14 protein-coding genes and 1 pseudogene are annotated in these 11996 nt (G+C 76.8%); 9 read left to right on the top strand and 6 right to left on the bottom strand.

Features of this window, described 5'->3' with window-relative positions; all coding sequences use genetic code 11:
- Positions 1–159 precede the first annotated feature (159 nt).
- The 5 genes from dapE to ACI794_RS20545 all read left to right on the top strand — a co-directional run bounded on the left by dapE (position 160) and on the right by ACI794_RS20545 (position 3878).
- Positions 160–1272 (top strand): succinyl-diaminopimelate desuccinylase, encoded by a 1113-nt coding sequence (gene dapE, locus ACI794_RS20565; protein WP_456617254.1) that lies wholly within the window; start codon positions 160–162, stop codon positions 1270–1272.
- Positions 1269–2099: an LOG family protein gene (locus ACI794_RS20560; protein ID WP_456600848.1), complete on the top strand. Its 831-nt coding sequence runs from the start codon at positions 1269–1271 to the stop codon at positions 2097–2099. The genes dapE and ACI794_RS20560 overlap by 4 nt, the downstream gene beginning before the upstream one ends.
- Before the next feature lies 1 nt (position 2100).
- Positions 2101–2469 carry a DivIVA domain-containing protein gene (locus ACI794_RS20555; protein WP_456600847.1) on the top strand — a complete coding sequence of 123 codons (369 nt, stop codon included), beginning with the start codon at positions 2101–2103 and terminating at the stop codon, positions 2467–2469.
- The gene (locus tag ACI794_RS20550; protein WP_456617253.1) at positions 2462–2914 is read left to right on the top strand and encodes an SRPBCC family protein; all 453 of its coding nucleotides are present in this window, start codon (positions 2462–2464) and stop codon (positions 2912–2914) included. Before ACI794_RS20555 ends, ACI794_RS20550 begins: the two co-directional genes overlap by 8 nt.
- A 61-nt stretch (positions 2915–2975) precedes the next feature.
- The gene (locus tag ACI794_RS20545; RefSeq protein WP_456617252.1) at positions 2976–3878 is read left to right on the top strand and encodes a DMT family transporter; all 903 of its coding nucleotides are present in this window, start codon (positions 2976–2978) and stop codon (positions 3876–3878) included.
- 4 nt (positions 3879–3882) lie between these two features.
- On the opposite strand, the gene ACI794_RS20540 is transcribed toward ACI794_RS20545, so the two are convergent.
- The 4 genes from ACI794_RS20540 to ACI794_RS20525 are packed head-to-tail and all read right to left on the bottom strand — an operon-like array spanning position 3883 to position 6948.
- Entirely contained in the window at positions 3883–4395 is a 513-nt protein-coding gene (locus ACI794_RS20540; RefSeq protein ID WP_456617251.1) for a hypothetical protein, read from the bottom strand.
- On the bottom strand, positions 4392–5630 hold the full coding sequence (locus ACI794_RS20535; protein ID WP_456617250.1) for a molybdopterin-dependent oxidoreductase: 1239 nt from the start codon (positions 5628–5630) through the stop codon (positions 4392–4394). Before ACI794_RS20535 ends, ACI794_RS20540 begins: the two co-directional genes overlap by 4 nt.
- Positions 5627–6298, bottom strand: a complete 672-nt coding sequence (locus ACI794_RS20530; protein ID WP_456617249.1) for a TIGR04282 family arsenosugar biosynthesis glycosyltransferase — start codon at positions 6296–6298, stop codon at positions 5627–5629. Before ACI794_RS20530 ends, ACI794_RS20535 begins: the two co-directional genes overlap by 4 nt.
- Positions 6295–6948, bottom strand: coding sequence for a glycosyltransferase family 2 protein (locus ACI794_RS20525; protein ID WP_456617248.1), 654 nt, complete (start codon positions 6946–6948; stop codon positions 6295–6297). Before ACI794_RS20525 ends, ACI794_RS20530 begins: the two co-directional genes overlap by 4 nt.
- A 93-nt stretch (positions 6949–7041) precedes the next feature.
- Between ACI794_RS20525 and ACI794_RS20520 the strand changes: the two genes are divergently transcribed.
- Complete coding sequence (locus tag ACI794_RS20520) at positions 7042–8409, top strand: hypothetical protein (RefSeq protein WP_456600840.1); 1368 nt, start codon at positions 7042–7044, stop codon at positions 8407–8409.
- 10 nt (positions 8410–8419) lie between these two features.
- On the opposite strand, the gene ACI794_RS20515 is transcribed toward ACI794_RS20520, so the two are convergent.
- Positions 8420–9484, bottom strand: coding sequence for an NAD-dependent epimerase/dehydratase family protein (locus ACI794_RS20515; RefSeq protein WP_456617247.1), 1065 nt, complete (start codon positions 9482–9484; stop codon positions 8420–8422).
- A 76-nt stretch (positions 9485–9560) separates the two neighbouring features.
- On the opposite strand from ACI794_RS20515, the gene ACI794_RS20510 reads away from it, so the two are divergent.
- Together ACI794_RS20510 and ACI794_RS20505 are read left to right on the top strand one after the other, a co-directional pair.
- The gene (locus ACI794_RS20510) at positions 9561–10127 is read left to right on the top strand and encodes a DNA-3-methyladenine glycosylase I (RefSeq protein ID WP_456600838.1); all 567 of its coding nucleotides are present in this window, start codon (positions 9561–9563) and stop codon (positions 10125–10127) included.
- Between the two features lie 116 nt (positions 10128–10243).
- Entirely contained in the window at positions 10244–10411 is a 168-nt protein-coding gene (locus tag ACI794_RS20505) for a DUF3117 domain-containing protein (protein ID WP_012947303.1), read from the top strand.
- 100 nt (positions 10412–10511) lie between these two features.
- Here the strand turns inward: ACI794_RS20505 and ACI794_RS20500 are convergent, their stop codons facing one another.
- Positions 10512–11192, bottom strand: coding sequence for a class I SAM-dependent methyltransferase (locus ACI794_RS20500; protein ID WP_456580784.1), 681 nt, complete (start codon positions 11190–11192; stop codon positions 10512–10514).
- Between the two features lie 202 nt (positions 11193–11394).
- On the opposite strand from ACI794_RS20500, the pseudogene ACI794_RS20495 reads away from it, so the two are divergent.
- Positions 11395–11996: pseudogene (locus ACI794_RS20495) on the top strand (hypothetical protein); the annotation flags it as partial.

The raw sequence follows: 11996 nt of genomic DNA, 5'->3' as shown, positions 1-11996 counted from the left end.
TGGTGAGGTGCTGGAACGGCCTGGCTGCAGGGGCCCGGGGCGAGCGTCAGCGAGTTCCGGGGGTTGGTGAGGTGCTGGAACGGCCTGGCTGCAGGGGCCCGGGGCGAGCGTCAGCGAGTTCCGGGGGGCAGCCAGGTCCTTTCACTAAGCTCGGCAGTCGTGAGTGCCCCGCCGCAGCTGGACCTGTCCGCCGACGTCCTCGCGCTGACCCGTGCCCTCGTCGACGCCCCTTCGGTGTCCGGCAGCGAGACGGCGCTGGCCGACGCGGTGGAGGCGGCGCTGCGGGCGCTCGGCGGGCTGGAGGTCGAGCGCGTGGGGGACGCCGTGCTCGCCCGCACCAACCTCGACCGCCCCACCCGGGTCGTCCTCGCCGGGCACCTGGACACCGTGCCGATCGCCGACAACGTGCCCAGCCGGCTCGACGACGCCACCGGCCTGCTCTACGGCTGCGGCACCAGCGACATGAAGGCCGGCGACGCGGTCATGCTGCGGCTGGCCGCGGTGTTCGGCGTCCCCGGTGCGGAGCCGGCGCACGACCTCACGTTCGTCTTCTACGACAACGAGGAGGTCGAGGCCGTGAAGAACGGGCTCGGCCGGGTGGCCCGGGAGCGGCGCGGCTGGCTCTACGGCGATCTCGCCATCCTGCTCGAGCCCACCGACGGCGAGATCGAGGCCGGCTGCCAGGGGACCCTGCGCGCGGTGCTGTCCACGTCCGGCCGCCGCGCGCACAGCGCCCGGAGCTGGTTGGGGCAGAACGCCGTCCACGGGCTGGCCGGCGCGCTCGCCGTGCTCGCCGGCTACCAGGCGCGCGAGGTGGAGATCGACGGCTGCACCTACCGGGAGGGGCTGAACGCGGTCGGCATCTCCGGCGGGGTCGCCGGCAACGTCATCCCCGACGAGGCCTCGCTCACCGTCAACTTCCGCTACGCCCCCGACCGGGACGAGGACGCCGCCGAGGCGCACGTCCGCGAGGTGTTCGCCGAGGCGATCGCGGACGGCGCGACGCTCACCGTCGTCGACAACTCCGGGGGTGCGCTGCCCGGCCTGGCCGAGCCGGCCGCCGCCGCGTTCATCGCCGCCGTCGGCCGCCCCGCCCGCGCCAAGCTCGGCTGGACCGACGTGGCCCGGTTCGCCGCCTTCGGCATCCCCGCGATCAACTACGGACCGGGCGACCCGCAGCTGGCCCACACCCGCGAGGAGCACGTGCGGGTCGACCGGCTGCAGCCCTCCGTCGACGCCCTCACCGCCTACCTCTCCGGGAGGACCGCATGACCAGCACCCCACCGCCGGAGGGCCGGCGTCCGCGCCCGACCCGCCACCGCGGGCCGATCGTGCTCCGCGGCGGGGAGCCCGATCCGCAGCGGCAGGGGTCGACCACCGACCAGCGGCTCCTCGACAAGCGCGGGCCCAGCGACTGGGTGCACACCGATCCGTGGCGTGTCCTGCGCATCCAGAGCGAGTTCGTCGAGGGTTTCGGCCTGCTCGCCGAGCTGCCCCGCGCGGTCAGCGTGTTCGGCAGCGCCCGCACCCCGCGCGACCACCCGCACTACGCCGCCGGCGTGGAGATCGGGGCCGCGCTCACCCGTGCCGGGTACGCCGTGATCACCGGCGGCGGGCCGGGGGCCATGGAGGCGGCCAACCGCGGCGCCTCGGAGGCCGGTGGCCTGTCGGTGGGGCTCGGCATCGAGCTGCCGTTCGAGCAGGAGCTCAACGAGTGGGTCGACGTCGGCATCTCGTTCCGCTACTTCTTCGTGCGCAAGACGATGTTCGTCAAGTACGCGCAGGCCTTCGTGATCCTCCCTGGCGGCTTCGGCACCCTCGACGAGCTGTTCGAGGCGCTCACCCTCGTGCAGACCCGCAAGGTGACCCGTTTCCCGGTGGTCCTCTACGGCACGGAGTACTGGGGCGGCCTGATCGACTGGGTCCGGAACACGATGGCCGAGCACGGCGCGATCAGCCCCGGCGACGTGGACCTGCTGCACTGCACCGACGACGTCGAGGAGATCGTCGCGATCGTCCAGGAGGCCGAGCGGGAGCGGGCGGCCGGCGACAACGGCGGAGGGATGCGCGCCCCGGCGACCGGCCCGTCCGACGCCTGACGTGCTCTCCTTCGTCCTGTTCGTCGTCGCCGTCCTGCTGGTCGGGGGTGCGCTGTTCCTCGTCGCCTCGCTGCTGCTCGGCCGCGGCGAGACCCAGCCGCCGGCCGACCCCGACCGTTCCCCGGTCGAGCTGCCCGAGGACCGGCGCGTGGTCGCCGACGACGTGCGGGGGCTGCGGATCGCGGTGACCGCACGCGGCTACCGCATGGTCGAGGTCGACTGGCTGCTCGACCAGCTGGCGCAGACCCTGGACGAGCGGGACGCCGAGATCGCGGCGCTCCGTGCCGAGCTGGCCGCACGCAGCCGGGAGGAGGCGCCCACCGACCCGGGCGCCGCGCCGGCCGACCCGGAGAGGACGCGGGATGCCTGAGCTGGTGGAGCGGGTGGAGGTGGCGGCGCCGCCCGAGCGGGTGTGGGCCCTGCTCACCGACTGGACGCGGCAGGGCGAGTGGATGCTCGCCACCGACGTCGAGACCGTGGACGGGCCGGCGCAGGGGGTGGGTGGCCGGCTGGCCGCCCGCACCGGGCTGCCGCTGCCCGGCCGGCCCCGGCTCGGGTTCCTGGACACGATGGTCATCACGGCGTGGGACCCGCCGCGGCGGGTGCAGGTGCAGCACACCGGCCGGCTGGTCCGCGGGCCCGGCATCTTCCAGGTCGAGCCTCGCGGCGGGCACAGCACCTTCACCTTGACCGAGCGGCTCGACCTGCCCTTCGGTGTGCTCGGCCGGCTGGGATGGGTGCTGGCCCGGCCGGTCGCCCTGCTCGGCATCCGCTGGTCGCTCAAGCGCTTCGCCGCGTTGGCCCGCGACCACTGACCCGCTGCGGCGCGCCGCCGGCGGTCGGTGAGGATGTGCCGGTGCGGAACGGGACGGCGCGGTGAGCCGGCGGGGATGGGCGCTGTTCCTCGCCATGTCGGTGATCTGGGGTGTGCCCTACCTGCTGATCAAGGTGGCGGTCGGGGAGGTGTCGCCGGTCACGGTCGTCTTCGCCCGCTGCGTCGTCGGTGCCGCGCTGCTCGTGCCCTGGACGGTGGCCCGCGGCCAGCTGCGGCCGGCCCTGCGGCACTGGAAGGCGCTGCTGCTGTTCACGGCGCTCGAGATGACCGGGCCCTGGCTGCTGCTGTCCTACGCCGAGCAGACGTTGTCCAGCTCGCTCACCGGGCTGCTGGTGGCGGGGGTGCCGTTCGTGGCGGCGCTCGGGGCCCGGCTGGCGGGTGAGGACGAGCGGCTGACGCCCGTGCGGCTGGCCGGCATGGCCGTCGGCGTGGTGGGCATCGCCCTCCTGCTCGGCCTGGACCTGGACGGGGCGCAGTGGCTGCCGATCCTCGCCGTGGGGCTGGTGGTCCTGGGCTACGCGACGGCGCCCCTGGTGGTCAGCCGGGCGCTGCCCGAGGTGCCCGGCGTCGCCGCGAGCTCGATCGCGCTGCTCGTGACGGCGGTGGTCTACGCCCCCTTCGCCGTCCCGCGGCTGGGCCAGGTGACGGCGGCGTCGCCGGACGCGCTGCTCTCGCTGCTGACCCTGGGCGTGGTCTGCACCGCGGTGGCGCTGGCGCTGTTCTTCGCGCTCATCCGCGAGGTGGGGCCGCAGCGGGCGCTGGTCATCACCTTCGTCAACCCCGTCGTCGCGGTGCTGCTCGGCGTCCTGCTGCTCGACGAGCCGTTCACCCTCGGCCTGGCGCTCGGGCTGCCGCTGGTGCTCATCGGGTGCGTCCTGGCGACCCGGCGCGGCGCGCCCGGCCCCGAGCCGAGCGTGGCGGCGGTGGACGCCTCCGCCCGGTGACCGGTCAGCCCCGGCGGGTGCGCACGACCGCCCACACCGCGGCGACCGCCAGCACCCCGGCGACGGCCAGCAGCAGGTTCAGGCCGTAGGAGTCCTGCGGCAGGAAGCCCGGCTCCTGCACGTCCCCCGGGTCCAGCGCGGACACCAGCGCCACCGCGACCAGCACCCCGGCGACGACGAGCCCGACGGCCATCGGCGCGCGGGCGGGCCGGGGGAGGAGGCGGTTGATCAGCGCGCCCCCTAGGACGACGAGAGGCGCGATGACGAGGTCGTGCAGCAGCGCGCTGCCGACGAACCACGGCACCCACGCCGACAGCGGCACCCGGTCGCCGGCGCCCAGCAGGCCGAGGACGCCCCAGCCGACGGCGGCGAACCCCGGCACCAGGAACAGCCACCGCCACCACGGACGGGCCGCCGACGCGAGCGGCCGGGCCGGGCCGGAGGCGTCGCCGTCTCCCCGCCCACCGTGCCCGACCCGCCCCGCCGCGCGCCCGTCGCGGGACATCCCGGTGCTCATGCCGGCCGCACCAGGGCCAGCCACTTCGTCTGCATCACGCCCGGCCGGTTCGGCGCGATGAGCCGCACCGGGTAGCCGTGGTCGAGGGCGAGCGGCTCGCCACCGAGCTGCAGGGCGAGCAGGGTGCGCGGGTCGGTGCTGTGCGGCGGCGCCACCACGCTGGTGCGGTAGAGCCCGCCCGTCTGCAGCGACTCGACGACGACCCGGGCGTTCCGCGGCAGCCCGGCCTCCTCGAGCAGGTCGGCCAGGCGGACCCCGGTCCAGCGGCCGGTCGCGCTCCAGCCCTCCACGCAGGCGATGGGCAGCGTCTCGGTCTGCTGGGGGCGGCGGCGCAGCTCGGCCAGCGACAGCTCCAGGCGGCGGGGCCCGTAGACCACCAGCCGGTAACCGGGATCGGTCGCGGACTCCTCGACCTGCGCCGCCTCCGCCGTCTGGTTGACCGGCAGGCCCTGGGGACCGGCGTCCGGCAGCCGCGGCGCGAGCAGGGACACCGGGGCGAGGGAGGAGACCGTCTGGCCCAGCGTGGTGACGGTGACCGCTGCGACGGAGAGCCCGGAGGCGAGGACGAAGGCGCGGCGGTCGATGGCCCCCTCCTCCTCGGCCGCCTCCGCCGCGCGGAGCTCCTCGGCCCGCCCGGGAGCCAGGCCGGCGGTGGCGGCGCGGGACCCGCGCCGGGCCAGGCCGCGCCGGATCTCCGGTGCCTTCCCGCCGACGTGCACCGCCACGGCGCCGATGGCGATCCACCCGGTCCAGTAGTGCGCGGTCGGGAAGAAGAAGCCGAACGGGTACCACTGCGCGATGTTGATCAGCCCGGTGAGCAGCTGCATCGCGGCGGTGCCGACGAGCACGAGGATCGACAGCCGGCCGACCAGACGGGCGAGGGAGCCGGCCGGCGGCCACTCGAACAGCAGCGGGTAGACCGTCCAGAGCTTGACCAGCAGCAGCGGGATCGCGGCGAGCCCGGTCGCCACGTGCAGCCCCTGGGTCAGCCGGTAGAGCCACACCGGGGACGACGGCCAGGAGAACCACTCCGGCCCCGACTGGACGAGGTCGCTGACCAGCCCGGTCAGGAAGCACACGAGGAAGGCCAGCCCGAGCCAGACGCCGACCCGCGCCGCGCGCCGCTCGGAGTGCAGGGGGCTGGGGAAGGCGCCGGCGCGGAAGGGACCGCGGCGCAGCTGCTCCGGGGGATCGGGCAGGCGGGCGCCCAGCAGCCGGTCGAGCCGGCTGGTCACGACGCCGTCCCGAGGGTGGCGGCGAGCCCGGTCACCACCTGGCGGGTCCGGGTGCCGGGAGCGCACCGCTCCGCGACGGCCAGCGCGTCCGGGAAGTGGTCGATGTCGGTGAGCACCGGCAGGTCGAGCACGGTGAGGCCGGCCGCCTCCAGCGCCGCGCGGGTGCGGACGGCGGTGTCCTCGCGCGACATGGGGACGCCGGGCAGCACCTGGGCGGCCCCGGGCTCGTGCAGGCCCAGCGCCCACCAGCCGCCGTCGGGGGCGACGCCCAGCACCGCCGAGCCTGGGCCTGCCCGGACCAGGCGCTGGAGGCAGCTCGCCAGCAGGTCGGGGGTCACCTGCGGGGTGTCCATCCCGATCAGCAAGGTGGGCACGGCGCCGTCCGGCCCGGCCATGGCGTCGGCGAACGCGGCCGCGAGCCGCACGCCGAGGTCGCCGTCGGCCTGCGGGACGACGACGCAGCCGGTGAGGTCGAGCTCGCCCGGGGCACCGTCGAGCGCGACGACCCGCCGTGCGACGGGGGTCGCGCGGACGGCGTCGAGGGTGTCGCCGACCGCGGCCGCGGCGATCGCCGCCGCCTGCTCGGGCGTGCAGGGCGGGCTCAGCCGGGTCTTGCTGCGGCCGGGGACGGGGGCCTTGGTGATCACGAGGAGCTGGGTGGGGGTCACGACGAGAGCACCTGCCGCATGTCGCGGATCGTGCGGACCGTGCCGAGCACGGTGCCGGTGACCTTGGAGCGGGTGCCCTCGGCGCGCGGCGCGTAGGGCACTTCGACCTCGCGCACCCGCCAGCCGGCGTCGGCGGCGCGGGTGACCATCTCCAGCGGGTAGCCGAAGCGGCGGTCGGTGATGCCGAGGCCCAGCAGGGCGGTGCGGCGGGCGGCGCGCATGGGGCCGAGGTCGTGCAGGGCCAGGCCCGTGCGGCGGCGCAGCATCACGCCCAGCGCCAGGTTGGCGACCCGGGCGTGCACCGGCCAGGCGCTGCGGCGGGTCGGCCGGCGGCGCCCCAGCACCAGGTCGGCGTCGCCGGCGAGCACGGGGCCCGCGACGAGCGGCAGGTCGGCGGGGTCCATGGACCCGTCGGCGTCGCAGAAGCAGACGACGTCGTCGCCGGCCGCCTCCAGCCCCGCGTGCGCGGCCGCGCCGAAGCCGCGCTGCGGGACGTGGACCACCGTGGCGCCGTGCTCGGCCGCGATCGCCGGGGAGCCGTCGGTCGAGCCGTTGTCCGCCACGATCGCGCGGTAGCCGGGCGGGAGCCGGCCGAGCACCCAGGGCAGCGCGCCGGCCTCGTCGAGGCAGGGCAGGACGACGTCGGGCACCCCAGGACACAACCACGGACGCGCCGGTCGTGCCCGCCGACGGGGTCCCCGGCCGGCGGGCGGTCACGGGGGCGGGGCCCTACTGTCCGGCTGATGACCGAGGCGACCACGGAGGCACCGCGGGCGACGGGCCCGGTCGCGGGCGTCCGCTGGTGGCGCCCCTGGGTGGGCCTGCTGCTCGCCGTCCTCCTGGTCGCGGGCACGGCGCTGGCCGGCCGGGCGCTGACCCGCGACGGCGTCGACCTGCACCTCATCGGCGGCTACGTCATCCGGGGCCCCTGGGACCCCCTGGTGTCCCCACGGGTCCTCCTGCCCGCCGCGGTGGGGTCGGCCCTCGTGCTGTGGGGGCCGGCCGCGGCGCGGCGCGCGCGGTGGCCGGTGCTGCTCGCCGGCGCGGCCGCGGCGACGGCGGGGTGGGCGGTCGCCCTCGCCCTGGCGAGCGGGTGGGGCCGGCTGACCGAGCCGCTGGGCAGCCCGTACGAGTACCCGTACGACGTCGGCCGGGTGGGTGGGCTGGGGGAGTTCCTGCGCACCTTCAACGACTCGGTGCTGGCCGACTCCGCCGACCCCTGGACGACGCACGTGTCGGGGCACCCGCCCGGGGCGCTGCTGGCCTTCGTGCTCCTGGACCGGGCCGGGCTCGGCGGTCTGGGCTGGGCGGCGGCGATGTGCATCGCGGCCGGCGCCCTCGCGGTGCCGGCCGTGCTGGTGACCGTGCGCGCGGTCGCCGACGAGCCGGCGGCCCGGGCGGTGGCGCCGTTCCTCGTGCTGGCGCCGACGGCGCTGTGGGTGGCCACCAGCGCCGACGCGCTGTTCGCCGGGGTGATGGCCTGGGGCGTCGCCCTGCTGGCCACCGCGGCGGCGCGGGGGCGGGGTGGGGGAGCAGCAGCCCGTGCCCTGGCCGGCGGGCTGCTGCTCGGGCTGGCCCTGCACCTCTCCTTCGGGCTGGCGTCGCTGGGCCTGCTCGCCCTCGCCGTCGTGGTGGCGCAGCGACCCCGGCTCGGCTGGCCGGGCGTCGTGCGGGTGCTCGCCGTCGCGGCCGGTGGGGTGGTCCTGGTCTTCGCGCTGTTCGCCGTCCCCGGCTACGACTGGTTCGAGGGGCTGTCCCTCACCGCCGAGCGAGTGCGCTCCGGCCCGTCCTACGCCGACCGCCCGCTGGCGTTCTTCCTGGTCGCCAACCTGGCGGCGGCCGCGGTGGCGGCGGGCCCCGCGGCGGTGGCCGGGCTGGCCTGCCTGCGCCGGTCGGCGCTCGCGCTGCTGCCGCTGGCGGTGCTGGCCGCGATGCTGGTGAGCGACCTGACCGGGCTGGTCCGCGGGGAGACCGAGCGGATCTGGCTCCCCTTCACGGTGTGGCTGCCGCTCGCCGCGGCGTTCCTGCCGCCGCGGCAGGCGCGGGTCTGGCTGGTGCTGAGCGCGGTCACCGCGCTGGTGGCGGAGGTGGCCCTGCGCACCGAGTGGTGAACCGGCCGGCTCAGCCGCGCGGGGCCGGGCGCAGCTCCGCGGTGGCGAACTCCCGCATGCCGTCGAGGAAGTCCACCCGCGCGCGGAACCCCAGCTCGGCCTCGGCCCGGGCCGGGCTCGCCACCACGTGCCGCACGTCCCCGAGCCGGTACCCGCCGGTCACCTCCGGCTCCGGGCCGCCCATGGCGTCGGCCAGGGCCCGGGCCATGTCGCCCACGGTGTGCGGCCGCCCCGACGCCACGTTGTAGGCGCGCAGCGTGGACTCCGCGGGCGGGTGCTCCAACGCCCGGAGGTTCGCCGTCGCCACGTCCGACACGTGGACGAAGTCGCGCTGCTGGCCGCCGTCCTCGAACACCGCGGGGGCGCGGCCGGACTCCAGCGCGCTGCGGAAGATGGACGCGACGCCGGCGTAGGGGGTGTCCCGCGGCATCCGGGGGCCGTACACGTTGTGGTACCGCAGCGCGACGACGCTGCCGCCGGTGGAGCCGGCCCAGGCGGCCGCGAGGTGCTCCTGGGCGAGCTTGGTGGCCGCGTAGGTGGTGCGCGGGTCGGGCGCGTCGTCCTCGGTGACCAGGTCCCAGCCGAGCTGCCGCCCGCAGCGGGGGCACGGCGGCTCGAAGCGGCCGGCGTCGAGGTCCGCGCGCCGGCGGGGCGCCGCCGGGACCGGCCCGTGCTCCGGGCAGGAGTACCGGCCCTCGCCGTAGACGACCATCGAGCCGGCCAGCACGAGCCGGCCGATGCCGGCCCGGGCCATCGCGGCCAGCAGCACCGCGGTGCCCAGGTCGTTGATGCCCGCGTAGAGCGGCATGTCCTGCACGTCGACACCCAGGCCCACCATCGCCGCCTGGTGGCACACCGCGTCGACGCCGTCCAGCGCGCCGTCGACCGCCGCCGCGTCGCGGACGTCGCCGACCACCAGGTCCGCCCCCTCCGGGAGCGGGGGGCCGTCGGGGTAGTCGGGGTGGACGGCGGGCAGCAGGGCGTCCAGCACGCGCACCTGGTGGCCGGCGTCGAGGAGGGACGCGGCGACGGCCGAGCCGATGAAGCCGGCACCGCCGGTGACGAGGACGTGCACGAGCGGGGACGCTACTGGGGCCGGCCGGGCCCCGCCGCCCGGCGGGAACGTCGGTGGCCGGCGCTAGCGTCTCCGCGTGCAACGCTGCGCCTGGGCCACGAGCGCCCCCGAGTACGTCACCTACCACGACGAGGAGTGGGGGGTCCCGCTGCGCGGCGACGACGCCCTGTTCGAGCGGCTGTGCCTGGAGGCCTTCCAGTCGGGGCTCTCCTGGATCACGATCCTGCGGAAGCGACCGGCGTTCCGCGCCGCCTTCGCCGGCTTCCGGATCGACGCCGTGGCCGCCTTCACCGAGGAGGACCGGGCACGCCTCATGGCGGACGCGGGCATCGTCCGCAACCGGGCCAAGATCGACGCGGCGGTCGCCAACGCGCGGGTGGCCGGGCAGCTCCCCGAGGGGCTCTCGGAGCTGCTCTGGTCGTTCGCGCCGGAGGGCCCGCGCACCCGCCCGCAGACCCTCGACGAGGTCCCGGCGACCAGCCCCGAGTCGGTCGCCATGGCCAAGGAGCTCAAGCGGCGCGGCTTCGTCTTCGTCGGACCGACGACCGCCTATGCGCTCATGCAGGCGACCGGGATGGTGGACGACCACGTCGCCGGCTGCTTCCGGGCGGCACCCCCGGAGCGCGACGCGCCGTCACCCTGACGGGCCTCGTGTTGGACGGACGGCCCTCATACGGGATCATTGCCACGGAGCTCACAGCATCGGACACCGCGCGCCTGTCAGCAGAGGCAGACGTGCGGCTGGCGAAGGAGGCACGCATGGCGGCCATGAAGCCGCGCACGGGTGAAGGTCCCCTCGAGGTCACCAAGGAAGGGCGCGGCCTGGTCATGCGGGTACCGCTGGAAGGCGGCGGGCGTCTGGTCGTCGAGCTGTCGCCCGACGAGGCGGCCGCGCTCTCGGAGGCGCTGAAGGGCGCCACCAGCTGATCTCGGCGCGGTCCCGCCAGGCGGCGGCTCCGCGCAGGACACGACCCGGCCCCGGCCGACGGCAGCTCGCCGTCGTCCGGGGCCGGGTCGTTCTCCGTGCTCAGGCGGCGCCGGGCACCGGGCTGCGGCGCAGGGCGGCGAACCAGCGCCCGCCGTCCTCCCAGGACTCCACGAGGCGCAGGCCCGCCGCCGTCGCGATCCGCTCGACGGCGTCGCAGCCCACGTGCGCCCAGTCGAACCAGGAGCTCACCTCGCCGGCCCGCTCCAACCGCAGCCGCGTCGTCCGCTGGCCCGCCCCGGGGCCCTCCGTCTCGACCAGCACCAGGCCGCCCGGGGCGACGATGGCCCGGCAGCGGCGCAGCAGCGCGGTCGGGTTCCCCCCGATGCCGATGTTCCCGTCGGCCAGCAGCGTCGTGCCCCATAGCCCCTCGGCGTCGACCGGCTCGAAGACCGACCGCCGGATGACCGTGGCGCCCGAGCTCCGGGCCAGCCGCAGCGCCGTCGGCGAGATGTCCAGCCCCACCGCGTGCACGCCGCGGCGGGCGAGCTCGGCGGCCAGCCGGCCGGGCCCGCAGCCGACGTCGAGGACGGTGCCCCGGGCCCGGGCGAGGAAGCGGCGATCGACGTCGTCGGCCTCGCCGGTCCACCGGTCGAGCGCACCGGCGAGCGAGTACGTGCGGCCGTCGGCGTCCCGCACCGACCACGGCACCGGCGCGGGTGCGTCCGCGGTTCCGGCGGACTGCAGGGCCGCCGCGTAGAAGTCGGTGGCTGCAGAGGGCATGGGGCTCTCGCTCTCCCGGTGCGCGGCGGACGGTGACCGGCCGCCGCACCGAGGTCGCGGGACGTCGGGAGGCGGGCGTGCTCCTGCCCATAGCCAGAATCGGACGTGCTCAATCCAGTGACGCCGCTGACCTCGGTCTCCGGGGTGCTGCGCTGGCCGCGCGGGGGGTGCCGCGAGAAGCTGGGCGGATGGAGCAGGGCGCATGAGCGAGGACCGGGGGGTCGTGTTCCCCGCAGGGGCCGACGGGCGGCGGAGCACGGCGGCCCTCGGCCGGGCCGTCGTCGCGGACGCGCTGCGCCCCGTCGACGCCGCCGGCGCCCTCGCGGCCGAGCGGGAGACCAACTGGCGGGCGGGCTACCTGACCCACTTCCGCCGGCTGGTCGAGGCCGGGCTGCCCTCGCCGGACGCGGCACGGGCCATCGCCGGGGCCGGGCTGACCTCCCTGCACGCGCGCATGCGGGTGGCCGGCCCCGAGGGGGAGACCGAGCTGGCGGCGCTCGCCGCCGCACCCGCCGCCCGCGTGCTGCGCACGGCGCAGGTGACCGGCACCGCCGAGCCCGAGCGTGAGCTGTCGCTGCCGTTCCGCGGCGGGCGGCTGCGGGGTGACGCGCTGCTGCGCCGGCTGGACGACTGGGTCGCGGCGGGGGTCGTGGAGCCGTCGTGGGGGGGGGGGGGGGGGGGGGGGGGGGGGGGGGGGGGGGGGGGGGGGGGGGGCGGGGGGGGGGGGGGGGTGGGGGGGGTGTTGTCCACCGTGCTGCTCGAGTGCGAGAGGGGTGTCCGTGGTCTGGGGCTGAACCTGGTCGT

The organism is Blastococcus sp. SYSU DS0541 (assembly GCF_054050875.1).
Note: the sequence above shows the minus strand (reverse complement) of the source record. Positions and strands in the feature narration are given on the sequence as shown.

Bases quoted from the DNA above. Each gene is read 5' to 3' on its own strand.
- ACI794_RS20505 (WP_012947303.1), top strand. From the start codon at position 10,244: ATGGCGGCCATGAAGCCGCGCACGGGTGAAGGTCCCCTCGAGGTCACC.
- ACI794_RS20550 (WP_456617253.1), top strand. From the start codon at position 2,462: ATGCCTGAGCTGGTGGAGCGGGTGGAGGTGGCGGCGCCGCCCGAGCGG.
- ACI794_RS20560 (WP_456600848.1), top strand. From the start codon at position 1,269: ATGACCAGCACCCCACCGCCGGAGGGCCGGCGTCCGCGCCCGACCCGC.
- ACI794_RS20540 (WP_456617251.1), bottom strand. From the start codon at position 4,395: ATGAGCACCGGGATGTCCCGCGACGGGCGCGCGGCGGGGCGGGTCGGG.
- ACI794_RS20500 (WP_456580784.1), bottom strand. From the start codon at position 11,192: ATGCCCTCTGCAGCCACCGACTTCTACGCGGCGGCCCTGCAGTCCGCC.
- ACI794_RS20520 (WP_456600840.1), top strand. From the start codon at position 7,042: ATGACCGAGGCGACCACGGAGGCACCGCGGGCGACGGGCCCGGTCGCG.